23 protein-coding genes are annotated in these 21,416 nt (G+C 70.3%); 14 read left to right on the forward strand and 9 right to left on the reverse strand.

The genetic code is table 11. The features are described from left to right. Positions 1-122: 122 nt before the first annotated feature. Entirely contained in the window at positions 123-758 is a 636-nt protein-coding gene (gene upp / locus ABZ928_RS12675; protein WP_361517468.1) for a uracil phosphoribosyltransferase, read from the forward strand. Positions 759-882: 124 nt separating this feature from the next. Here the strand turns inward: upp and ABZ928_RS12680 are convergent, their stop codons facing one another. Continuing rightward, positions 883-1,530, reverse strand: a complete 648-nt coding sequence (locus tag ABZ928_RS12680) for a LytR C-terminal domain-containing protein (protein WP_361517470.1) — start codon at positions 1,528-1,530, stop codon at positions 883-885. A 110-nt stretch (positions 1,531-1,640) separates the two neighbouring features. Continuing rightward, the gene (locus tag ABZ928_RS12685) at positions 1,641-1,937 is read right to left on the reverse strand and encodes a type II toxin-antitoxin system VapB family antitoxin (RefSeq protein WP_003999914.1); all 297 of its coding nucleotides are present in this window, start codon (positions 1,935-1,937) and stop codon (positions 1,641-1,643) included. Between the two features lie 104 nt (positions 1,938-2,041). Here ABZ928_RS12685 and ABZ928_RS12690 point away from each other — a divergent pair, with 104 nt between their 5' ends. Further along, complete coding sequence (locus ABZ928_RS12690) at positions 2,042-3,640, forward strand: helicase HerA-like domain-containing protein (protein ID WP_361517472.1); 1,599 nt, start codon at positions 2,042-2,044, stop codon at positions 3,638-3,640. Between the two features lie 29 nt (positions 3,641-3,669). Here ABZ928_RS12690 and ABZ928_RS12695 read toward each other — a convergent pair whose 3' ends face one another. From ABZ928_RS12695 to ABZ928_RS12720, 6 genes are all read right to left on the reverse strand, one after another. Further along, complete coding sequence (locus ABZ928_RS12695; protein ID WP_361517474.1) at positions 3,670-3,795, reverse strand: hypothetical protein; 126 nt, start codon at positions 3,793-3,795, stop codon at positions 3,670-3,672. 55 nt (positions 3,796-3,850) lie between these two features. Continuing rightward, the gene (locus ABZ928_RS12700; RefSeq protein ID WP_361517476.1) at positions 3,851-4,153 is read right to left on the reverse strand and encodes a hypothetical protein; all 303 of its coding nucleotides are present in this window, start codon (positions 4,151-4,153) and stop codon (positions 3,851-3,853) included. Positions 4,154-4,234: 81 nt separating this feature from the next. After that, complete coding sequence (locus ABZ928_RS12705; protein WP_361517477.1) at positions 4,235-4,891, reverse strand: HdeD family acid-resistance protein; 657 nt, start codon at positions 4,889-4,891, stop codon at positions 4,235-4,237. Between the two features lie 55 nt (positions 4,892-4,946). After that, complete coding sequence (locus tag ABZ928_RS12710; RefSeq protein ID WP_361517479.1) at positions 4,947-5,540, reverse strand: HhH-GPD-type base excision DNA repair protein; 594 nt, start codon at positions 5,538-5,540, stop codon at positions 4,947-4,949. A gap of 25 nt (positions 5,541-5,565) precedes the next feature. Further along, on the reverse strand, positions 5,566-7,050 hold the full coding sequence (locus tag ABZ928_RS12715) for a hypothetical protein (protein WP_361517481.1): 1,485 nt from the start codon (positions 7,048-7,050) through the stop codon (positions 5,566-5,568). A gap of 73 nt (positions 7,051-7,123) precedes the next feature. Then, positions 7,124-7,828 carry a siderophore-interacting protein gene (locus tag ABZ928_RS12720; RefSeq protein WP_361517483.1) on the reverse strand — a complete coding sequence of 235 codons (705 nt, stop codon included), beginning with the start codon at positions 7,826-7,828 and terminating at the stop codon, positions 7,124-7,126. 78 nt (positions 7,829-7,906) lie between these two features. On the opposite strand from ABZ928_RS12720, the gene ABZ928_RS12725 reads away from it, so the two are divergent. The 5 genes from ABZ928_RS12725 (at position 7,907) to ABZ928_RS12745 (ending at position 13,599) form a co-directional block, all read left to right on the forward strand. Further along, complete coding sequence (locus ABZ928_RS12725) at positions 7,907-9,961, forward strand: penicillin acylase family protein (protein WP_361517485.1); 2,055 nt, start codon at positions 7,907-7,909, stop codon at positions 9,959-9,961. After that, a complete protein-coding gene (locus tag ABZ928_RS12730) occupies positions 9,954-10,547 on the forward strand; it encodes a GNAT family N-acetyltransferase (RefSeq protein WP_361517487.1) in 594 nt (197 codons plus the stop codon). Before ABZ928_RS12725 ends, ABZ928_RS12730 begins: the two co-directional genes overlap by 8 nt. Beyond that, entirely contained in the window at positions 10,544-11,011 is a 468-nt protein-coding gene (locus ABZ928_RS12735) for a cupin domain-containing protein (protein ID WP_361517488.1), read from the forward strand. The genes ABZ928_RS12730 and ABZ928_RS12735 overlap by 4 nt, the downstream gene beginning before the upstream one ends. Continuing rightward, the gene (locus tag ABZ928_RS12740; RefSeq protein ID WP_361517490.1) at positions 11,008-11,760 is read left to right on the forward strand and encodes an SDR family NAD(P)-dependent oxidoreductase; all 753 of its coding nucleotides are present in this window, start codon (positions 11,008-11,010) and stop codon (positions 11,758-11,760) included. Before ABZ928_RS12735 ends, ABZ928_RS12740 begins: the two co-directional genes overlap by 4 nt. Before the next feature lie 105 nt (positions 11,761-11,865). After that, entirely contained in the window at positions 11,866-13,599 is a 1,734-nt protein-coding gene (locus ABZ928_RS12745; protein ID WP_361517665.1) for a copper resistance protein CopC, read from the forward strand. On the opposite strand, the gene ABZ928_RS12750 is transcribed toward ABZ928_RS12745, so the two are convergent. Further along, on the reverse strand, positions 13,596-14,009 hold the full coding sequence (locus ABZ928_RS12750; RefSeq protein ID WP_361517666.1) for a DUF3592 domain-containing protein: 414 nt from the start codon (positions 14,007-14,009) through the stop codon (positions 13,596-13,598). The two genes, ABZ928_RS12745 and ABZ928_RS12750, sit on opposite strands and share 4 nt — an antisense overlap. Before the next feature lie 20 nt (positions 14,010-14,029). Here ABZ928_RS12750 and ABZ928_RS12755 point away from each other — a divergent pair, with 20 nt between their 5' ends. The 7 genes from ABZ928_RS12755 to ABZ928_RS12785 all read left to right on the forward strand — a co-directional run bounded on the left by ABZ928_RS12755 (position 14,030) and on the right by ABZ928_RS12785 (position 21,333). Further along, a complete protein-coding gene (locus ABZ928_RS12755; protein WP_361517492.1) occupies positions 14,030-14,242 on the forward strand; it encodes a hypothetical protein in 213 nt (70 codons plus the stop codon). A 289-nt stretch (positions 14,243-14,531) separates the two neighbouring features. After that, positions 14,532-15,830: an ABC transporter substrate-binding protein gene (locus tag ABZ928_RS12760; protein WP_361517494.1), complete on the forward strand. Its 1,299-nt coding sequence runs from the start codon at positions 14,532-14,534 to the stop codon at positions 15,828-15,830. Further along, entirely contained in the window at positions 15,827-16,807 is a 981-nt protein-coding gene (locus ABZ928_RS12765) for a sugar ABC transporter permease (protein WP_361517496.1), read from the forward strand. The genes ABZ928_RS12760 and ABZ928_RS12765 overlap by 4 nt, the downstream gene beginning before the upstream one ends. Beyond that, positions 16,804-17,682, forward strand: coding sequence for a carbohydrate ABC transporter permease (locus tag ABZ928_RS12770; RefSeq protein WP_361517498.1), 879 nt, complete (start codon positions 16,804-16,806; stop codon positions 17,680-17,682). The genes ABZ928_RS12765 and ABZ928_RS12770 overlap by 4 nt, the downstream gene beginning before the upstream one ends. Positions 17,683-17,721: 39 nt before the next feature. Beyond that, positions 17,722-19,038, forward strand: coding sequence for a glycoside hydrolase family 36 protein (locus ABZ928_RS12775; protein ID WP_361517500.1), 1,317 nt, complete (start codon positions 17,722-17,724; stop codon positions 19,036-19,038). Then, complete coding sequence (locus tag ABZ928_RS12780; RefSeq protein ID WP_361517501.1) at positions 19,032-21,023, forward strand: beta-galactosidase; 1,992 nt, start codon at positions 19,032-19,034, stop codon at positions 21,021-21,023. Before ABZ928_RS12775 ends, ABZ928_RS12780 begins: the two co-directional genes overlap by 7 nt. A 103-nt stretch (positions 21,024-21,126) precedes the next feature. Continuing rightward, positions 21,127-21,333 carry a DUF4287 domain-containing protein gene (locus ABZ928_RS12785; RefSeq protein WP_361517503.1) on the forward strand — a complete coding sequence of 69 codons (207 nt, stop codon included), beginning with the start codon at positions 21,127-21,129 and terminating at the stop codon, positions 21,331-21,333. The last annotated feature ends 83 nt before the right edge of the window (positions 21,334-21,416 follow it).

Raw genomic sequence — 21,416 nt, forward strand, 5'->3', positions numbered from 1 at the left:
GTCCCTCCCACTTTCCCTCCGACGGGGGGTTTGATGCCAGCGGACGGGTGAAGTGGGGTTTGCCCCAGCAAGGGAGGCCGCACGGGACGCCGGTGACAGCGGGCCCGGTTAATGTTGTGGACATGCGCCTCCACGTCGTCGACCACCCGCTGGTCGCCCACAAGCTCACCACGCTGCGCGACCAGCGCACCGACTCCGCGACCTTCCGCCGGCTGGCCGACGAACTGGTCACCCTGCTCGCCTACGAGGCCACGCGGGACGTGCGCACCGAAGCGGTCGACATCACGACCCCCGTCACCTCCACCACCGGCGTCAAGCTCTCCTACCCCCGGCCCCTCGTCGTGCCGATCCTCCGGGCCGGCCTCGGCATGCTCGACGGCATGGTGCGGCTGCTGCCGACCGCCGAGGTGGGGTTCATGGGCATGGTGCGCAACGAGGAGACGCTGGAGGCGTCCACGTACGCGACGCGTATGCCGGAGGACCTCTCCGGGCGGCAGGTCTATGTCCTCGACCCGATGCTGGCCACCGGCGGCACGCTCGTCGCGGCGATTCGTGAGCTGATCAAGCGCGGGGCGGACGACGTGACCGCGGTCGTGCTGCTCGCCGCGCCCGAGGGTGTGGAGCTCATGGAGCGGGAGTTGGCGGGGACGCCGGTGACGGTGGTGACGGCGGCGGTCGACAGCCACCTGAACGAGCACGGGTACATCGTGCCGGGGCTGGGGGACGCGGGGGATCGTCTTTATGGGGCTGCGGAGTAAGTAAGGAAGCACGCCTATTGCCCCAGGGGTGCGGGATTCGACGCGAGTGCAGGTTGTTTGTGGTTGATCGCGCCCACGCGGCGGTAGCCGCAAATCGATACAGCCCCGCGCCCCTTAGGTGTCTTCAGCAGGGCTTCTTTGAAGAAGTCGGCGTCGGCTGCGGTGCGCCCAGCTGGGCCAGGGCCTTGTCCGCTGCCGTCTTTGCAGTGAGCGACTTGAAGGCCGTGCCGATGATCAGATCCACGTCCTTGCCCTTAAGGCTGTCCGCGCGCGCCTCCGCGCCCGCCAACTGTGTGCCGAGCACCGGCAATGACGTGCTCACGGCGGATGTGGGGCCGAGCAGTATCCCCGTCCCCGTCACCTTCTTGTCGAACTGGGCGCTCGCGTTGCCCACGTCGCCGATCTTGAAGCCGCGCTTCTTGAGTTCGTCGGCGGTCTTCTTGGCGAGGCCCGCTCGGGGGGTGGCGTTGAAGACGTTGACGGTGATCTGGGCGGGCTTGGGGTAGGCGGTGGCGGGCGTCGAAGCCGAGGCCGACGGGGAGGCCTTGGAGGCGCAGTCCGCCTTCGGGCCTGCCGCGGACGCCGTGTCGTCGCCGCCGGTGAAGATGCCGATGAGCTGAAGGGTGCCCCAGCCGACCAGGCCGAGCGCGGTGACCGAGGCCAGCAGCGCGAACACGAGCCTGCCGCGGCGCCGGGGGCGGCGCATGCGTGGGTACTTGTCCCCCGTGATCCGGTACTTGCCGCCCATGCCTGGGGGAGTCAGCATGCTCATGGGCGCAGCGTAGTGCGCCGGGGCGGCGATGCCTACTAAATGATCATTGGATCCGGGCCAGGTGAACCCGAAAGGGCCAACCCTTTACAGGGCGGCCACGTAATCCGGCGCTAATCCAGCTCCAGTACACGCGCGTGCAGCACCTGACGCTGCTGGAGCGCCGCTCGTACCGCGCGGTGCAGGCCGTCCTCGAGATACAGGTCGCCCTGCCACTTCACGACATGCGCGAAGAGGTCGCCATAGAACGTGGAGTCCTCGGCGAGCAGGGTTTCCAGGTCGAGCTGGCCCTTGGTCGTCACCAGCTGATCGAGGCGGACCGGGCGCGGCGCGACGTCCGCCCACTGCCGGGTGCTTTCCCGGCCATGGTCGGGGTATGGCCGGCCGTTTCCGATGCGCTTGAAGATCACACGGAAAGCCTACCGGTCAAGACGTTCCGGGCGCAGCCATGGCGACGGAGTGCGACGCTGGAAAAGATGCTGTAAACGGGGGCAAATCGGAACAGGTGCCTGAGATGAGTGACAGCGAGACCATGCCGCAGGCCGCCGCTCCCGAGGCTCCGGGGAGCGCTCCCGCCCTTCCGAAGGAGGCCCTGGAGATCGCCTCCGGGTACGCCTTCACCGGGCCCGCCCTCGATCTCGGCGCACTGCTGTGGGACGGGGTGTGTCTGCCGGACGCGCAGGTCAGGATCCCGTTGCCGATGCTCAACCGGCACGGTCTGGTGGCCGGGGCCACCGGTACCGGCAAGACCAAGACGCTCCAGCTGATCGCCGAGCAGCTCTCCGCGCAGGGCGTGCCCGTCTTCCTCGCGGACATCAAGGGCGATGTGTCCGGTATTTCGGCGCCGGGTCAGCCCAATGACAAGGTCCAGGGGCGGGCGCGGGACGTCCATCAGCAGTGGACCGCCACTGGCTTCCCCGCCGAGTTCTACGCCCTCGGCGGCCTCGGTCACGGCATCCCCGTACGGGCCACCGTCACCGACTTCGGCCCGCTGCTCCTGTCCAAGGTGCTCCAGCTCAACCAGACCCAGGAGCAGTCCCTCGGCCTGATCTTCCATTACGCCGACACCAAGGGGCTCGAACTCGTCGACCTCAAGGATCTCAGGGCCGTCGTCACCTTCCTGACCTCGGACGAGGGCAAGAGCGAGCTGAAGGGCATCGGCGGGCTGTCCACGGCCACGGCGGGGGTGATCCTGCGGTCCCTCACCGCCTTCGAGGCGCAGGGCATGGCCGACTTCTTCGGGGAGCCGGAGTTCGACACGAACGAGCTGCTGCGCACGGCGGCGGACGGGCGGGGCATGGTCTCCGTCCTCGAACTGCCCGCCGTCCAGGACAAACCGGCCCTGTTCTCGACGTTCCTGATGTGGCTGCTGGCCGACCTCTTCCATGACCTGCCCGAGGTCGGGGACGTCGACAAGCCCAAGCTCGTCTTCTTCTTCGACGAGGCGCATCTGCTCTTCAACGACGCCTCGAAGGCGTTCCTCGACTCGATCACCCAGACCGTCCGGCTGATTCGCTCGAAAGGGGTCGGCGTCTTCTTCGTGACGCAGACCTCGAAGGACGTACCGGCCGATGTCCTCGCCCAGCTCGGCAACCGCGTCCAGCACGCGCTCCGGGCCTTCACACCGGACGACCAGAAGGCGTTGAAGGCGACGGTGAAGACCTTCCCCAACTCCGCGTACGACCTGGAGGAACTCCTCACCGGGCTCGGGACCGGCGAGGCCGTGGTCACGGTGCTGAGCGAGAAGGGGGCCCCGACGCCGGTCGCCGCGACCCGGCTGCGGGCCCCCGAGTCCCTGATGGGCCCGATCGACACCGGCGCCCTCGACGCGGCGGTCAAGGGCTCCTCCTTGTACGGGCGTTACGCACAGGCTGTGGACAGAGAGTCGGCGTTCGAGAAGCTGAGTTCCGGTGGCGCCAAGGGGCCGGACGAGATGACGGCACCTCCGAAGAAGTCACAGGAGCCGAAGAAGGACCGGCCCAAGGAGGATCCGTCGATGGTCGAACAGGTCGTCGGCAGCGGCATGTTCAAGTCCCTCGCGCGTTCGCTGGGCACGCAGATCGGCCGTGAGATCAGCCGCTCGATCTTCGGTACGGCACGGCGGAGGCGGTGACCCCGGAGGGCCCCGCCTCCGCCACCGGATCAGCCGCGCTTCACTTCCTTCACGGGCGGCTTCTGCTCCTCCTGAGCGGCCTGCGGCTTGGGCGTGTTGCGGGCGGCCTCCGCGCGCAGCAGGGCGCGCAGGACGGCGTACGGGTCGACGGGCATGGTGGTTGTGCTCCTTGCGTTCGTTGCTGACAGCGGCCTCTGGTGCGAGGGCCGGTCAGCAGCGCAGGACCACCGTGCGGAGGGTGTGCAGGGCGTACGACGGGTGCGGCGGCGCGGGGAGCGGGGTGCGCTCCGGGGTGATGGGGGGCGCCGGCTCGACGCGGGGCGCGGGACGCAGTGGGGCGACCGGACGCTGGGCCGCCGGTCGCAGGGCCGTGTCCAGGACGTCGTACTCGGTGATCTCGGTGGAGACGACGGGGGTGACGGCGGTGGCGGCGTGCGCTCCGGCGTGTGCGCCCGGTACGAGCAGCGCGAGCAGCAGGACGAAGGCGCGGAGCCAGGTTCTGGTGCTGCTCATGGTTGCTGGTCTGCCCCGGGGAGTACGAGGTTCATCGCGTCGTCGGTGAGATCCGCCCGCACGGGTTACTCGACAGGTGTCTCAGACGTCGTGCGGGACCTGCTGGGCGCGGCCGCGCATCCGTACCGCCGTGGCGATCTCGACGATGCCGACGACGACCAGCCAGATCCCGCCGACCACGGTGAGGACGGCGACCGACTCGAAGGGGGAGTCGATCAGGACGATGCCGGCGATGAAGGTGAGGACGCCGAGGAAGATCTGCCAGCCGCGGGCGGGCATGGACGGGTCGGAGGCGGCGGCGAGGGTCTGGGTGATGCCGCGGATGAGCCAGCCGATGCCGATCCACAGGGCGAGCAGCAGGATCGACTGCATGGGGCCGCGGAAGCAGAACAGGCCCAGCAGGATCGACAGGGCGCCGCTGATGAAGGCGAGCACGCGTAGGCCGGTCGTCTTGTGCGTGCCGAAGGCGGAGACCAGCTGGAAGACGCCGCTGATGACGAGGTAGACGCCGAAGAGGATGCCGGTGGCGAGGAGCGTGGAGCCCGGCCAGACCAGCACGAGGACGCCCAGGATCAGCGAGGCGACCCCGGTGACCAGGACCACCTGCCAGGCCGCCTTGGACAGCGCGTGCAGGGGCCCCTCGAAGGGCGGTTCCGGCTCGGGGTCCCGGCGCTGTGCGTGAACCTTGCGGTCGTCGTACTCCGGGCTCCAGGAGGAGCCGCTCGGTGCCTCGGTCATGGTCCATGCTTGGACCGCCTACGAGCGTCCCGCGCGGCGGGCTGGGCCGTACGGGTTACTTCTTCGCGGCCTTGGCCGCCTTCGCCGCCGCCTTCATCTCCTGCTTGTGGGCACGGACCTTGGACAGGGACTCGGGGCCCGTGATGTCGGCGACGGACCGGAAGGACTTGGCCTCGCCGTACGCGCCGGCCGCCTCCCGCCAGCCCTTCGGCTGTACGCCGAGCTGCTTGCCCAGCAGCGCCAGGAAGATCTGTGCCTTCTGCTGGCCGAAGCCGGGCAGTTCCTCCAGGCGCCGCAGCAACTCCTTGCCGTCCTCGACGCCCTTCCACACCAGCTCGGCGTTCCCGTCGTAGTGCTCGACGAGGTACTGGCACAGCTGCTGGATCCGCTTGGCCATGGACCCCGGGTAGCGATGGACCGCCGGCTTGTCGGAGAGCAGCGCCCCGAAGGCCTCCGGGTCCTGCGCGGCGATCTCGTGCGCGTCCAGGTCGTCGAGGCCGAGCCGGTCCGCGATGGTCCGCGGCCCCTTGAACGCCCACTCCATCGGCACCTGCTGGTCCAGCAGCATGCCGACCAGCGCGGCGAGCGGGGAGCGCCCGAGCAGTTCGTCGGCCGCGGGGTCCTGGGCGAGGTGCAGGGTGACGTCCATGACCCCGATCATGCCTCCGGTGCGGTCACATCTCCACGTGGGGACTGGTCAGCGCGGCGCCGAAGTAGCCCTTCACGCCGCGCACGGTGATTCCGGCGCTCTTGCCGCACAGGTTCACCGAGCCGTTGAGGACGGGGCCGGCTGCCGCGCCACGGGCGATCCAGAGGCAGCCGTCGCTGTTCTCGGTGGGTGCCCCGACGACCGTCTCGGCCTTGCCATCCCCGTTGAGGTCGGCGAGGTGGACGGCGGCCCCGAACTGGTCGCCCTTCTCGACGGCACCGGGCACACCGGCCGTGTCCTGGGTGTATCCGGCGGCCTTGGCCGTGCCGAGGCCGGTGGCGGAGCCGCGCAGCAGCACGGCCGTACCGGCGGCCTCGCGCGAGCCCACGGCCTCGAAGGGGGAGCCGACCAGGACATCGGCGTACCTGTCGCCGTTCACGTCCCCGACGCTGAGCGACTGGCCGAACCAGTCGCCCCACTCCGCGACGCCCGGTACGCCCGCGGTGTCCTGGTGGAAGACCTTGGGCTTCTGGTCGGCGGTGATGCCCTGGGCGCTGCCGTAGAGAACCTGGATCTCGCCGCCCTTGCGGGCCGCGCCGGATTCGTTGAAGTGGGCGTCGTCGCCCGCGATGCCGGTGACGAGGTCGCCGTAGCCGTCGCCGTTGACGTCGCCGATCTGGCCGGTGTGGCCGTCGGCGTAGGGGAGTTCGACCCCCTGGTTGATCAAGGGGTCCTCAGAGTCGGGGGCGCCCGCGTCGAGGGTCACGGGGCCGCGGATGTCGCCGTCCGTCGGTCCGGCGAGGTAGAAGCGCTCGGACCTGCCGTCGCCGTTGACATCCCCCATCACCACGCCCCGGGCGTTCTCCCGCCACTCCAGGTACTTCGCGGCGGGCTTGCCCGTGCGCGTGAAGGGCCCGGTGTAGGAAGCCGTGTTGCAGGCGGAGCCGATGCCGAGTTCGGGGGCGCCGTCGCCGTTCATGTCACCGGCGGCCACGGACATGCCGAAGCGGCAGTACGTCATGCCCTCACCGAACCCGGCCGGCGGGGCGATGCTCGCGCCGCCCTTCAACCCGTTCGGCCCACCCCAGACGACGGTCACGGCACCCCGGGAGTCGACGCCGCCGACGTCTTCGTGCGGGGTGCCGACGATGAGGTCGGCGTAGCCGTCCCGGTCCAGGTCGGCGCTGGTCACGGTCCGGCCGAACTCGTCCCACTTCTCCGGGTCGCCGGGGATTCCGGAGGTCGCCTGGGTGAGGACGGTCCGGCGGGTGCTGCTCACGGACGACTTCGACCCGTACAGCACGACTACGGCACCGGCCTCCTCCACACTGCCGTTCGCCGCGTTCGGCGCCCCGACCGCCAGGTCCCGGTACCCGTCACCGTTGAAGTCGTCCTGGACGGCGGCCGTGTTGGCGCCCTTGTAGGGGGCGGCGGCGGACGACGTCACCGGGGTGAGGGTGACGGCCGCGGCCGCGGTGAGTACGGCGGCCGCGGTGACTGCTCTGCGCAACGGGACTCCTCGACATGCGGGTTGACGCACCAGGCGTCCCACATGACACACGAACCCCGTGAATGGTTGTACGTCAGGCCGCCCGCCAGTACCCCAGCGCGTGCAGCCGCTCCTTGGGTACGCCGAGTTCCTTGCGGACGTACGCGGAGAGGGTGCGGGTCGTGCGGGTGTCGGTGGCGATCCAGATGTAGGCGTCGGGGTGGGTTTTGAGGAGGTCGGGGAGGTCTGCCTTCACGCGGTCGGAGAGGGTGTCGACGGGGCGTATGTCGTGGCGGGTCGGGTCCGTGTGGAAGGGGAGGCCGGTGGGGTCGCCCTCGAACCAGATCGTGGCGGGGGAGGAGTCCAGGGCGGCGAGGAGGGAGTTGATGGCGGGGAGGGAGGCCGGGTCGCCGATCGCGAAGACGTGGGTGGGGGAAGGGTCCGGGTGCTCGAAGGCTGTGCCGTGGACCGTCGCCTCGATGGTGGCGCCGGGCTTCGCCGAGCGGGCCCAGTCGCTCGCGACGCCCTCGTGCAGGGCGAACTCCAGGCTGAAGGTGCCGGCCGAAGGGTCCGCGTCGACCAGGGTGTAGGCCCGCTGGTGGGGCTTGCCCGCGTCGGAGAACCAGAGGCGGACCCACATCGTGGGGTGGACGCCGGTCGTGGCGAGCATGCCGCCGTCGGTGAGGTGGAGGCGGCGGTAGTGCGGGGTGACGTCCTCGGCGCCGGTGACGGTGAAGACGTAGTCCTTCGCGCGCAGCAGTCTGAGGACCGCGCCCTCCCAGCCGTGCCCCTGCCCCATCGTCTCTTCACCCTTCGCGTACGATTTCACCACCGGTTACTTAGGTGAGCCTAACCTAAAGCACAGGAGAGAGACAGAGTGAGCGCCGAGATCTACCGGGATGCCTGGGGTGTCCCGCATCTGCGCGCCGGCGGCGTGCTCGAACTCGCCCGTGCCCAGGGCCGGGTCACCGCTCTCGACCGGGCCTGGCAGCTGGAGGTCGAGCGGCACCGGGCGCGCGGGACCTCTGCTTCTCTGCTCGGGAACGACTCCCTTTCCTGGGACCGGTTCGTGCGCCGGGTCCGGCTCGACGACACCGCTAGACGGTGCTTCGAGTGGCTGGAGGAGCGGGATCCGGAGACCGCGGAGTGGGTGCGGGCGTACGTCGACGGGGTCAACGAGGGGCTGGCCGGGGCCGTTCTGCCCCTCGGCAGTCCCGGGCGCTGGGAGCCCTGGACGCCGCTCGGGGTCTGGCTCTCCACCCATATCCTCTTCGCCGGTTTTCCCGCCAAGCTGTGGCGTACGGAGGCGGTGAAGCACCTCGGTGAGGAGGCCGTCGGGCTGTTCGCCATCGACGGGCCCGGCACCTCCGGCAGCAACGGCTGGCTGGTGAGCGGTGAGCGGACCGTGACCGGACAGGCCGTCATCGCCGGTGACCCGCACCGCTTCATCGAGGACCCCGGCGTCTATCAGCAGATCCATCTCTCCTGCCCGGAGTTCGACGTCATCGGCCTCGCCGTCCCCGGCGTCCCCGGTATCGCCCACTTCGGCCACACCGGCACGGTCGCCTGGGCCATCACCAACGCCATGGCCGACTACCAGGACCTGTACAGCGAGCGGCTGCGCAGGACCGGGGCCGGTGTCGAAGCCCTCGGTCCCGACGGGAGGTGGGCGCGCGCCACCCGGCACACCGAGGTCATCGAGGTCGCCGGTGAGGAGTCCGTCGAGGTCGAGGTCATCGAGACCGAGCGCGGGCCCGTCATCGCCGGCGGCCCGGAGGGGCTCGACGACGGCACACCCCTCGCCCTCAGCCTCCGCAACCCGCCCCGCGTCACCCACGACCTCGGCTTCAGCACCCTCCTCCCCCTCCTCCGGGCCCGCCGGGTCGCCGACATCGACCGCGCCTTCGACAGCTGGGCCGAGCCGGTCAACGTCGTGCAGGCCGCCGACACCGAGGGCGGGCTGCTGCACCGGGTCGCGGGGAAGGTGCCGGTGCGGTCCGAGGCCAACCGGACGCGGGTCGTGCCCGCCTGGGAACCCGGGCACGCGTGGCAGGGCTGGCACGACATGCCCCGCGCCGGACTCACCGACGGCGTCGCCGTCATGGCCAACCAGCGCGGCCCGGCGGCACCGCTCGGCGTCGAGTTCGCCCCGCCGCACCGCGCGCACCGCATCGCCGAACTGCTGGCGGAGAAGGAGAAGTGGACGGCCGCCGACATGCCCGCCCTCCACATGGACACCCGACTCGCCTCCGCCGGACCCCTGTTGGACCAGCTCGCCCTCCTGGAGAACCTCAGCCCCGAGGCCGCCAAACTCCGGGACACCCTCCTGAGCTGGAACCGCCGCATGGACGCGGACAGCACCGACGCCGCCCTCTACTCGGCGGTGCGCGGCGCGGTCGTCCGCCGCCTCGCCGCCCACCCCGCGTTCGCCGCGCTGACCACCCCGCCCGCCTACCCCGAGGTCCTCCTCCCCTGGCTCGGCCTGACCCCGCGCATCGGCTACGCCCTCGAACACCTGCTGCGCGCGGAGGAGTTGTACGGCGTCGACCGCCCCGCCGAGATCCGCGCGGCCGTCGAGGAGGTGGCCGCCGTGACCACCCCACCCGGGACCTGGGGCGACACCCACCGCCTGTTCGCGTGGCGGGCGCTGCCCGACGACACGTTCGACGGACCCGGCCTCTCCGGCGACCACGACTGCGTGCTCTGCACCTCCGCCGTGCCCGGCCTGACCGACCTGGCCGCGCGCGGCCCCGCCGCCCGGTACGTCTGGGACCTGGCCCGGCGCGAGGACAGCCGCTGGGTCGTGCCGCTCGGCGCGAGCGGGGTGCCCGGCTCGCCCCACCACCGTGATCAACTGCCCCTGTGGCTCGTGGGCGACCTCGTCCCGGTCGTCACCGACTTCGACCAGCTCAGCAAGGAGAGCCATGTCTGACTTCTACGTGCATGCCGAGGACGTCGAGGGGTTCGGCACCGTCCGTATCCGCCCCCTCGACGCCAAGGGCGACGCCGAGGTGCTGCACGGCTGGGTCAGCGAGGAACGCGCCGCCTTCTGGGGCATGAACGGCCTCACCCAGGACCAAGTGACCGACATCTACGCCCACATGGACACCCTCGACACCCACCACGCCTATCTCATAGAGAAGGACGGCGAACCCGTCGGGCTCCTCCAGACCTATGAGCCCGAGGCGGACCGGGTCAGCGAGTGCTACTCCGTCGAGCCCGGGGACATCGGCATCCACCTCCTCCTCGCACCCGTCACCCCCGGGGCCGCGCGGTCGGGGTGGTCCTCCTCGCTGCTGGGCGCCGTCGCCAGGTACGTCCTGGTCGGCCTCGACCGGGCACGGGTCGTCGTCGATCCCGATGTCCGCAATGAGAAGGCGATCGCCCGCTTCCTGCGCCAGGGATTCGTGGCCGGGGAGCGGGTCTTGCTGCCGGAGATCGACATCCCGGACGTGTACCTGCCCGAGAAGCACGCCCAACTGGCCTTCCTGACCCGGGAGGTAGCCTTCCCGGGGTGACCCCAGAAGACCTCGTAGCCCACTACGGACTCGAACCGATCCCGCGCGAGGGGGGCCTGTTCCGCCGGACCTGGGCGGGCCCCGAGCGCGCGGACGGACGCCCCGAGGGCTCCGCGATAGTCGCCCTCCTCACCACCGACGACCACTCCGCCCTGCACCGCCTGCCCAGCGACGAGATCTGGCACCACTACCTCGGCGACCCCCTGGAACTGCTGCTCCTCGCCCCCGACGGGACGTCCTCGACACCCGTCCTGGGGCCGGACGTCCTCGCCGGCCAGCACGTTCAGCTGACCGTCCCCGGCGGCACCTGGATGGGGGCGCGGACGCTCGGCGCGTGGACGTTCTTCGGGTGCACGATGGCGCCCGGGTTCACCTACGAGGGCTATGAGCACGGCGAGTTCGAGGCGCTGATGGCGCGTTATCCCGCCGAGGGCGAGCGGATCGCGCGACTGTGCCGTCCATGAGACTCCTCGAAGGACAGGTCGCCCTCGTCACGGGCGCGGGCGGCGGTATCGGGCGGGGAATCGCGCTGCGGTTCGCCGAGCAGGGGGCGGCGGCGGTCGCCGTGCACTGCCGTACGGCGGTCGAGGCGGCGGAGGAAGTGGCCGCGCGGGTAAGGGAGTTGGGCACCCGGGCCGTCGTACTGCGAGCCGATCTGCGGGATGCGGACGTCTGCCGGGGGCTGGTCCGGGAGGCGGCCGAGTGGGGCGGGGGGCTCACCGCGCTGGTGAACAACGCGGGGGTGCAGCCCGTCCGGGCGCTGCCCGGGATGACGGCCGCCGAGTGGCGGGAGGTCGTCGACACCAATCTGACGAGTGTGTTCGCCTGTACGCAGGCCGCGGCCGAGGTGATGGAGGAGGGTTCCGTCACCCACATCGCCTCGATCGAGGCGCACGCCCCCGCCGCCGGGCACGCCCACTACTCCGCGTCCAAGGCCGCGATCGTCATGCACGCGAGGTCGGCGGCGCTGGAGTACGGCTCCCGCGGTATCCGCGTGAACAGCGTCTCGCCCGGGCTCGTCGACCGGGAGGGGCTGGCGGCGGACTGGCCGGAGGGAGTGGAGCGGTGGCTGCGCAAGGCGCCCTTGGGGCGATTGGGCACGGCGGAGGACATCGGGTACGCCTGTGTGTTCCTCGCCTCGCCGCTCGCCTCCTGGATCACCGGGCAGGACCTGGTCGTCGACGGCGGGGTGTCGGCTCAGCCGAGCTGGTGAGTGTTCCGGCGCCCGCGCACGTACCTGTACCGAACAGCGAAACGGAGTGCTGGCGTGGAGCGTGGCGGTGACGGTGGACGAGGACGGCGGCGAGTTCAAGGGCTGGTGCTGCTGGGCACCCTGCTGGTCCTGCTCCTCTTCGGCGGCGCGGGATCCGCGTCGGCCCACGCCGCCCTCCGCGCAAGCGACCCCGACGACGGAGCCGTCCTCAAGTCCGCCCCCCGCTCCCTCACCCTGACCTTCACCGAGTCCGTCGGTCTGCTCGACGACTCCTTCCGGGTGCTGAGCCCGGAGAACGAGCGGGTGCGGACCGGGGAGGCGGGGCACGCGGAGGGCCGCTCGGACACGGCCCGTGTCACGCTGCCGTCCGGTCTCGGCGAGGGCACCTTCACGGTCGCCTGGCGGGTCGTCTCGGCGGACAGCCACCCCGTGTCGGGGGCGTTCACCTTCTCCATCGGCGCGCCCTCGGCGACGGCGGCGACCGTGGACCGGGGACCCGTGGAGAACCCGGCGACGACCGGCCTCTACAACATCGCCCGCTACCTGGCCTATCTCGCCGTGGCGCTGCTCATCGGCACGGCCGTCTTCCTCGCGGCCTGCCGACCGGCCGACCCGAACCTCCTGCCCAGGCTGCTGCGGACGGGCTGGTGGACCCTGACGGCGGCCACGGTCGCGCTGTTCGTGCTCCGGGCGCCCTACGAGGCCGGCACCGGCCCCGCGACCGCCTTCGACGCGGCGGCCTTCGAACGGACGGTGACGAGCCGCCCGGGCGTGGTCCTGCTGGCCCGCCTCGCGCTGCTCGCGCTGACGGCGGTCTTCCTCCTACGGCTGTTCCGGCGCCGCCGCTCCTCCTACGCCCTCGGCGTCGCCCTCGCCCTCGGCCTCGCCCTGACCTGGGCCGCCGGTGAGCACGCCTCCGCCGGCATCCAGGTGCCGGTCGCGATGGCCGCCTCGGTCCTGCACGTCCTGGCGATGGCGGTCTGGCTGGGCGGTCTCACGGCCCTGGTGGTCACGCTGTACCGGGCGGCGGTCGTCGACCCGGCCACGGTCACCCGCTTCTCCCGGCTCGCCTTCGCCTCCGTGACCGTCCTGGTCGTCACCGGCGTCTACCAGTCCTGGCGCGGCCTCGGCTCCTGGGACGCGCTGAGCGGGACGACGTACGGCCGTCTTCTGGTCGCCAAGCTGATCGTGGTGGTCGTGCTGCTGACGGCGGCCGGGTTCTCCCGGCTGTGGACGGTGCGGCTGGCGACGGCGGGGGCGCGGACCGTCGTACTGGAAAAGGAGCGGGAGCGGGTGCCGGAGCCGGTGGGGGGTGGGCCCGCGCTGCCGGACGGGCCACCGGACGAGCCGCCTGTCGCTCCTGACCGGCGGGGGCTGCGGCGGTCCGTGCTCGCCGAAGTCGCCGTGGGGGTGGTGGTGTTGGTGATCACCACCGTGCTCACGGGGACCGTGCCGGGGCGTGCGGAGGCTGAGGCCGCGAAGAGCCCGGCGGCCATCGGGCTGCCGGTCGCGTCCGTCAACTACGTGCCGTTCGAGATCGGCGGCGCCCGGGGGCAGGTGCAGATCACCCTCGACCCCGGGCGGGTGGGCCGGAACTCGGTGCAGGCGGTGGTCCTCGACGCCCAGGGCGGCTTCGCGATCGTCCCTGAGCTGCGGCTCGCCTTCAGCCTTCCGGCGCAGGACATCGGGCCGCTGGACGCCAAGGTGACCGACAAGGGCGGCTATTGGGGGAGCGACGACCTCGATCTGCCGATCGCCGGTACGTGGGAGATGAGGGTGACCGTGCGGGTCTCCGAGGTCGACCAGGTCAGTGAGACGAAGGCCGTCACGATCGGCTAGGACAGCACCTGGTAGAGCTGGTACGGGAGCATCCACAGGCCCGTGTAGACCATGGCCGTGCCGAAGACGCCCACGCCGAGCGACCTCAGCACCCAGGTGCGCACGGGGAGTCGGGCCTTCACCCGGTCCGGCTTGCGCGGGTCGTAGGAGACCTGCACCTGCCTCGGGCTGACGTACACGCTGACGGGCTCGGCGGCGCTGTCCGGTTCGCAGTGGCGCTGTACGCCCTCCAGGTCCGTGAACCTGTACAGCTGCTTCTTGCCGGAGGTGTGGGAGTAGGTCGCCAGGACGGAGACGCCCCGGCGCCGCAGGATCGCGCGGTCGTACAGCTCGATGGCGGAGAGGGTGTACAGGGCGAGCCCGATGAGCAGGGGTTTCGTGCCGAAGAACCAGAGGATCGCGCCGATGATGTCGCCGGTGCGCGATCAGCGTGGCCAGCCCGGCGACCCAGCCCGCGCCGACGAGCCCGATCACGGTCCACAGCCAGAAGTCGCCGGACGCCCAGAACGGCGTACGCGAGGCTCCGGCCTCCTCCACCACGACCAGCGTCTCCCCGTCCCGGCGGACCCGCTCGGGCAGCGCCGCGTTCACGGTGGCGGCGAAGACGGCCACCTCGGCGGCCTTGCGGTGGGCGAGGCGGTAGACGGTCGGGCGGGCGCCCTCGGGGGCCGTCAGCACCACTTCCACGCCGGGCCGTCATGGCGGAAAACCAGCGGTCCGTTCGACCCGTCGAAGGCGATTCGGGCGATCGGATCGATCTTGGATGTGTCGGTCACGTTTCAACAAAGGTGACGGACGCCTCTTGACGCATGACAGGACATACGGCTGTCATTACGCAACCGTGTTCGGTCAAGTTGATTTCTGGTCGTTTACGACGGACTTCAGCGTTCCCCTTAGCCCTGCCTGGCCGAACCTTGCCCCAGGAGCCGTTCATGCCTGACTTCTCCCTCCCCTCCGCGAGCCGCCGCTCCGTCCTGCGCGGCATAGGCGGCGCCGCCCTCCTCGGCGCCGGGATCCCCCTGCTGAGCGCCTGCGGCGGCAGCGGCACCGCGTCCGACCCGAAGACCGTCACCCTCGGGTCCAACGGCTCGGACGCCGTGCCGAAGAAGGCGTACGCCGAGATCTACGCGGCCTTCAAGAAGCAGTCCGGGATCACGGTCGACGTGAACACCAAGGACCACAACACGTTCCAGGAGCAGATCAACGCCTACCTCCAGGGCACGCCGGACGACGTGTTCAACTGGTTCGCCGGGTACCGCATGCAGTTCTTCGCGGCCAAGGGCCTCGCCACCCCGCTCGACGACGTGTGGGAGAAGATCGGCGGGAACTTCCCCGAGGCGATGAAGAAGCTCAGCAAGGGCGCGGACGGCAAGTACTACTTCGTGCCGCTGGACACGTACCCGTGGGCGGTCTTCTACCGCAAGAGCGTCTTCCAGAAGCACGGCTACACGGTGCCCACCAAGTGGGACGACTTCGTGGCCCTGTGCAAGCAGATGAAGAAGGACGGCCTGGTCCCGATCGCCTTCGGCGACAAGGACGCCTGGCCCGCCCTCGGCACCTTCGACCAGCTCAACTTCCGCACCAACGGCTACGACTTCCACGTCGACCTGATGGCCGGAAAGGCCTCCTGGACCGACGCCAAGGTCCGCAAGGCCTTCGACCTGTGGGCCGAGATCCTCCCCTACCACCAGGACGGCGCCGTCGGCCGCACCTGGCAGGACGCCGCCCAGAGCATGCTCTCCGGCAAGGCCGGCATGTATCTGCTGGGCTCCTTCGTGGGCCAGCAGGCCACCGACAAGACCATCGCGGACGACCTCGACTTCTTCCCCTTCCCGGAGATCAGCCCCGAGTTCGGGCAGGACACCGTCGAGGCGCCGACCGACGGCTACATGATGAGCAAGAGCCCCAAGAACCACGCGGGCGCCGTCAAGCTCCTGGAGTTCCTCGGCACCCCGGAGGCCGAGGCCATCTACCTCAAGGCCGACGCCAGCGTCGTCGCCGCGTCCAGCACCGCCGACACCTCCTCGTACACCGCCCTGCAGAAGAAGGCGTACGACATGATCAGCGGCGCCAAGAGCCTCACCCAGTTCATGGACCGCGACAGCCGCCCCGACTTCACCTCCACGGTGATGCAGCCCGCGCTCCAGAAGTTCATCCGGGACCCCAAGGGCATCGACAGCCTGCTCACCTCCATCGAGCGGCAGAAGAAGACCATCTTCGCCTCGTCATGAGTACCGGCACGAAGAGCCCCGAGACTCCGAAGGCGGCGCCCCTCGCGTCGCCTTCGGGCGTCGCCCCGCGCAAGAGGCCGACGGGTCACCGCCGCCTCCTCACCCGCCGCGACCGGATCACCCTCGGTCTGATGGCGGGCGTGCCCACGATCCTGCACGTCGCCCTGGTCTGGCTGACGGCCCTCGCGTCGATCGCTCTGGCCTTCACCACCTGGGACGGCATCGGCTTCGACTCCATCAAGTGGGTCGGCCTGGACAACTTCCGCGAACTGTTCACCAACAACCCGCAGTTCTGGCCCGCCGTCCAGCACAACGTCGTCTGGTTCGTGGTGCTGATCCTGCTGCCGACGCCCTTCGGCCTGTTCCTGGCCGTCCAGCTGGACAAGAAGATCCGGTTCAGCCGCGTCTACCAGACGGCCTTCTTCCTGCCGGTCGTCATGTCGATGGCCGTCATCGGATTCGTCTGGCAGCTCATCTACAACCCGGACACCGGCCTGATCAACAGCGTGATCGGCGCCAACACCCCCGGCCACTACATCGACTGGATCGGCGACCCCGACCTCAACCTCTGGGCCATCCTGATCGCCGCCTCCTGGCGCCACGCCGGCTACATGATGATCCTCTACCTGGCCGGACTGAAGAGCGTCGACCCGGCCCTGCGCGAGGCCTCCGCGCTCGACGGCGCCGGTGAGTGGCAGACGTTCAGGAACGTCATCTTCCCGACCCTGCGCCCCACCAACACGGTCGTCCTCGTCGTCACCATCATCGAGGCCCTGCGCGCCTTCGACCTGGTCTTCGTCTTCAACAAGGGAGCCCAGGGCACCGAGTTGCTGTCGATCCTGGTCACCAACAACATCATCGGCGAGTCCAGCCGCATCGGATACGGCTCCGCCATCGCCGTCGTGCTCCTGGTCATCTCCCTCGCCGTGATCATCCCGTACCTGATCGCGACCTTCCGGAAGGAGCGGCGCGCATGAGTTCCCTCGCCCTGCGCGGGAAGCCGGTACGCCCGGCCCGGATCCTGCTGCACACCTTCCTGATCGTGACGTCCCTGGCCTGGCTCGCCCCGCTGCTGTGGGCGCTGTTCGCGGCCCTGCGGCCGTACGCGGAGACCAGCGAGAAGGGCTATGTCTCCTGGCCCGACAAGCTGAGCCTCGACAACTTCACCAACGCCTTCCAGCAGTCGGACATGCTCCACTACTTCGGGAACACGCTGCTCATCGCGGTCCCGGCGGTGCTGCTGACCCTGCTGCTGTCGTCGATGGTCGCCTTCTACGTCAGCCGCTTCGACTTCCGCCTCAACCTCGCCCTGCTGCTGGTCTTCACGGCCGGCAACCTGCTCCCCCAGCAGGTCATCATCACCCCGCTGTACCGCCTGTACCTGCTCATCGACCTGCCGGGCATCACCATGAGCGGCAAGCTCTACGACTCCGCCCTCGGCCTGGTCCTCATCCACGTGGCGTTCCAGTCCGGCTTCTGCGCCTTCGTGCTGAGCAACTACATGCGCTCGCTCCCGCACGAACTGACCGAGGCCGCACTCGTCGACGGCGCCTCCGTGTGGCGCCTGTACTGGCAGATCACGCTGCCGCTGTGCAAGCCCGCCATGGCGGCTCTGGCCACCCTGCTGTCCATCTGGATCTACAACGACTTCTTCTGGGCCATCGTGCTGATCTCGACCGGTGAGAACATGCCGATCACCTCGGCCCTCAACAACCTCTCCGGCCAGTACTTCACCGACCCCAACCTGGTGGCCGCCGGCGCGCTGCTCACCGCGATCCCCACACTGATCGTGTACTTCGCGCTCCAGCGGCAGTTCGTGAGCGGCCTGACGCTGGGCGCCAACAAGGGCTGAGTCCCTCGTACTTGAACTCGTACTTGAAAGAGAACCACCGTGCTCCACTCCTTCATGCCGGTCGCATCCGTCCCTGTGGACCCGGCCAACGCCCGCGTCCACGAAGAGGGTTGGCAGTCCTGGAGCCCCAGCGGCGCCTACGCCCTGGGTGACCGCCCGTATCGCCCGACCAACTCCAACTGGGCGACGGTCTGTTACCGCCCCGGCGTCACCGTTCCCGAGGGAGTCTTCCAGGGCGAGGGGTTGCTGGCCCTGGACCCCGGGGACGGCTCGGCGGTCCGGCTGTGGGCGGCCGTGGATCCGACCCGCGAGGTCCCCTCCATCAGGCTCGTGGTGGACGGGGCGGTGGCGCAGGTGAGCGCCGACGGCCCGGTGAAGGAGTGGACCGGCACGGACATCCAGTCGGTGCTGGCGGAGTGGGCCTCGGCCCTGGAGCTCGCGCCCCCGCGCCCGGCGCCGACCGTCTGGTGTTCCTGGTACGAGTACTTCACCCAGGTCACCGAGGACGACATCCACGAGAACCTCCGCGCGATGGACACCCTCGACCTCCCCATCGACGTCGTCCAGATCGACGACGGCTACCAGAAGGCCCTCGGCGACTGGCTCACCCTCTCCGGCCGCTTCCGCTCCCGCCAGGGCATAGCGGACGCCATCCGCGCGCGGGGCCGCCGGGCCGGTATCTGGACGGCACCCTTCCTCGTCGACCCGGCGAGCGACCTGGCCGCCGACCACCCGGAGTGGCTGGTCAAGGACCTCGACGGCGGCTTCCTGCACGCCGGCCGCAACTGGGGCCACGACCTGAGCGTCCTGGACACGACCCACCCGGAGGCGGCGGAGTATCTGACCTCCGTCTTCCGGACCTTGCTTGAAGAGGGCTACGACTACTTCAAGGTCGACTTCCTGTACGCGGGCGCCCTGGACGGCGTACGGCATTCCGACGCGGACCCCCTCACGGCGTACCGCGAAGGCATCCGGCTGATCCGCGAGGCGATCGGCGAGGAGGCCTATCTCCTGGGCTGCGGCGCCCCGCTGCTCGCCTCCGTCGGCCTCTTCGACGCCATGCGGGTCAGCCCCGACACGGCCCCGCACCGGCGTCCCGAGGCCGACGACTACAGCCAGCCCGGCCAGGACCCGGCGGAGTTCACGGGCGTCGGACGCCAGTGGCAGCACGGCCGGTTCTGGGTCAACGACCCCGACTGCCTGATGGCCCGACCGGCCGTGGAGACACGGGAACGCTGGGCGGCGCACGTCGAGGCGACCGGCGGACTGATGGCGTCCAGCGACCGGCTGCTCTCCCTGGACCCGTGGGGCGTGGAGACGACCCGCAGGCTGCTCACCCGAGGTGGATCATGCTGAACGGCATCGCCTACGGCGGCGACTACAACCCCGAGCAGTGGCCCGAGGAGGTCTGGGCCGAGGACATGCGGCTCATGTCCGAGGCCGGGGTGACCATGGTCAGCGTCGGCATCTTCTCCTGGGCGCTCCTGGAGCCGAGGGAGGGCGAGTACGACTTCACGCTCCTGGACCGCGTCCTCGACATGCTCTACGCCCACGGCATCGCGGCCGACCTCGCGACCCCGACGGCGGCGCCCCCGGCGTGGTTCTTCCGCAAGTACCCCGAGGCGCTGCCCGTGGACAAGGACGGCAGGGGACTGTCGTACGGCAGCCGCCAGACGTTCTGCCCGTCGAGCCCGGCGTACCGGGAGGCGGCGCTTCGGATGGCGGGGGCGCTGGGGGAGCGGTACGGCGATCATCCGGCCGTGGTGATGTGGCACGTCCACAACGAGTACGGCTGTCACAACGCGGAGTGCTTCTGCGAGGAGAGCGCGGCGGCGTTCCGGGGGTGGCTGCGCGCGAAGTACGGCGATGACCTGGCCGCGCTGAACGACGCCTGGGGCACCCGCTTCTGGAGCCAGTGGTACTACGACTGGGACGAGATCATCCCGCCGCGCGCCACCGGTGCCGTCCCCAACCCCACCCACCAGCTGGACTGGCGCCGCTTCTCCAGCGACGCGCTGCTCTCGCTGTACGAGGCCGAGCGCGAGGTGCTGCGGGCGGCGGCGCCGGAGATCCCCGCCACCACCAACTTCATGGTGATGCACAACTTCGACGCGCTGGACTACTGGCGCTGGGCCCCGAAGCTGGATGTCGTCTCGAACGACCACTATCTCCAGTCCACGGACCCCGAGTCGCACATCGACCTCGCGCTGAGCGGGGACCTGGTGCGCTCCCTGGCGGGCGGCGGTCCCTGGCTGCTGATGGAGCACTCGACGGGTGCGGTGAACTGGCAGCCGGTCAACCGGGCGAAGAATCCAGGGGAGTTGCGCCGCAACGCCCTCGCCCATGTGGCCCGTGGCGCCGACGGCATCGCCTACTTCCAGTGGCGCGCGGCCAAGGCGGGTGCCGAGCAGTGGCACTCGGCGATGCTCCCGCACGCGGGGACCGATAGCCAGATCTGGCGGGACGTGGTCCGACTGGGCGCGGATCTGCGGGCGTTGGCGGAGGTGCGGGGCTCGACCGTCCCGGCGCAGGTGGCCGTGGTCTGGGACTGGGACGCCCGCTGGGCTCTGGAACTGCCCTCGCAGCCGAGCGCCGAGGTGCGGTACCAGGAGCTCGTGCGGTCCTGGTACGAGCCGCTGTGGCGGTCGGGCGTCGCCGTGGACTTCGTACCGCCGGACGCGGACCTGTCGTCGTACCGGCTGGTCCTGGCCCCTTCGCTGTACCTCGTCGACGACGAGGGTGCGGCGAATCTGACCGGCTTCGCGGAGCGCGGCGGCACGCTGGCGCTGGGGTTCCACAGCGGGGCCGTGGACGCCAACTGTCATGTGCGGCTGGGGGGTTACCCGGGCGCGTTCCGTGCGGCGCTCGGGGTGCGGACGGACGAGCTGTTCCCGCTGCTGCCGGGGGAGTCGGTGGAGCTGGACGGCGGTGGCAGTGCGTCGGTGTGGTCGGAGCGGGTGCGGCTGGAGGGGGCGGAGGCCGTCTCGACGTACGCGCGGGGGCCGCTGGACGGCGTACCCGCGGTGACCCGCAACTCCTTCGGCGCGGGCACCACTTGGTACGTCGCCACGCGTCCCGACCCGACGACACTCGCCGCGCTCCTCGACCGGATGTGCGCGGACGCGGGCGTACTGCCGGTCCGTGAGGTTCCCGAGGGTGTCGAGGCGGTGCTGCGGCGGGGTGCGGACGCGGACTATCTCTTCCTGATCAACCACACCGAGGGCGGCGCGGAGATCGCCGTGTCCGTCGGGGCCACCGAACTCCTCACCGGCAAGCCGGCGCCGGGCGCGGTCACCGTCGGGGCGGGCGAGGTGGCGGTGGTGCGGGAGCCGCGTCTGTAGGAGGCGCGCGGGGAGCCGGTCGCCGGGTCGTTCGTCCTCCGATTACTTCTGACTCCGTCCACGGTCATAGAGGGTGACACCGCCACGAGAGGACGCGATTCACATGACCGAACCCGTGAAGGGCCCCGCCTCCTACTTCCCCTCCATCGAGAAGAAGTACGGCCGCCCGATCGCTGAATGGGTCGACCTCATCCGCAGCTCCCCCCTCACCCGCCACATGCAGCTCGTCACCTGGCTCAAAACGGAGTACGGCCTCGGCCACGGCCACGCCAACGCGCTCGTGGCGCACACGCTGGCCGAGGGCAAGTGACCTCGGGGCCCTCCCAGGAAGTCCCTCCCAGGACGGCCCTCCGAGGTGGACAATGGAAAGGCCCCACTGTGGACAGTGGGGCC

Source organism: Streptomyces sp. NPDC046909, from assembly GCF_040644695.1.
In the GTDB taxonomy this organism is placed as follows: Bacteria; Actinomycetota; Actinomycetes; order Streptomycetales; family Streptomycetaceae; genus Streptomyces.

Coding starts and splice junctions, on each gene's coding strand:
- ABZ928_RS12765 (WP_361517496.1), top strand. CDS start 15,827: ATGAGTACCGGCACGAAGAGCCCCGAGACTCCGAAGGCGGCGCCCCTC.
- ABZ928_RS12690 (WP_361517472.1), top strand. CDS start 2,042: ATGAGTGACAGCGAGACCATGCCGCAGGCCGCCGCTCCCGAGGCTCCG.
- ABZ928_RS12770 (WP_361517498.1), top strand. CDS start 16,804: ATGAGTTCCCTCGCCCTGCGCGGGAAGCCGGTACGCCCGGCCCGGATC.
- ABZ928_RS12710 (WP_361517479.1), bottom strand. CDS start 5,540: ATGGACGTCACCCTGCACCTCGCCCAGGACCCCGCGGCCGACGAACTG.
- ABZ928_RS12780 (WP_361517501.1), top strand. CDS start 19,032: ATGCTGAACGGCATCGCCTACGGCGGCGACTACAACCCCGAGCAGTGG.
- ABZ928_RS12695 (WP_361517474.1), bottom strand. CDS start 3,795: ATGCCCGTCGACCCGTACGCCGTCCTGCGCGCCCTGCTGCGCGCGGAG.
- upp (WP_361517468.1), top strand. CDS start 123: ATGCGCCTCCACGTCGTCGACCACCCGCTGGTCGCCCACAAGCTCACC.
- ABZ928_RS12740 (WP_361517490.1), top strand. CDS start 11,008: ATGAGACTCCTCGAAGGACAGGTCGCCCTCGTCACGGGCGCGGGCGGC.
- ABZ928_RS12705 (WP_361517477.1), bottom strand. CDS start 4,891: ATGACCGAGGCACCGAGCGGCTCCTCCTGGAGCCCGGAGTACGACGAC.
- ABZ928_RS12785 (WP_361517503.1), top strand. CDS start 21,127: ATGACCGAACCCGTGAAGGGCCCCGCCTCCTACTTCCCCTCCATCGAG.
- ABZ928_RS12720 (WP_361517483.1), bottom strand. CDS start 7,828: ATGGGGCAGGGGCACGGCTGGGAGGGCGCGGTCCTCAGACTGCTGCGC.
- ABZ928_RS12730 (WP_361517487.1), top strand. CDS start 9,954: ATGTCTGACTTCTACGTGCATGCCGAGGACGTCGAGGGGTTCGGCACC.
- ABZ928_RS12760 (WP_361517494.1), top strand. CDS start 14,532: ATGCCTGACTTCTCCCTCCCCTCCGCGAGCCGCCGCTCCGTCCTGCGC.
- ABZ928_RS12700 (WP_361517476.1), bottom strand. CDS start 4,153: ATGAGCAGCACCAGAACCTGGCTCCGCGCCTTCGTCCTGCTGCTCGCG.
- ABZ928_RS12680 (WP_361517470.1), bottom strand. CDS start 1,530: ATGAGCATGCTGACTCCCCCAGGCATGGGCGGCAAGTACCGGATCACG.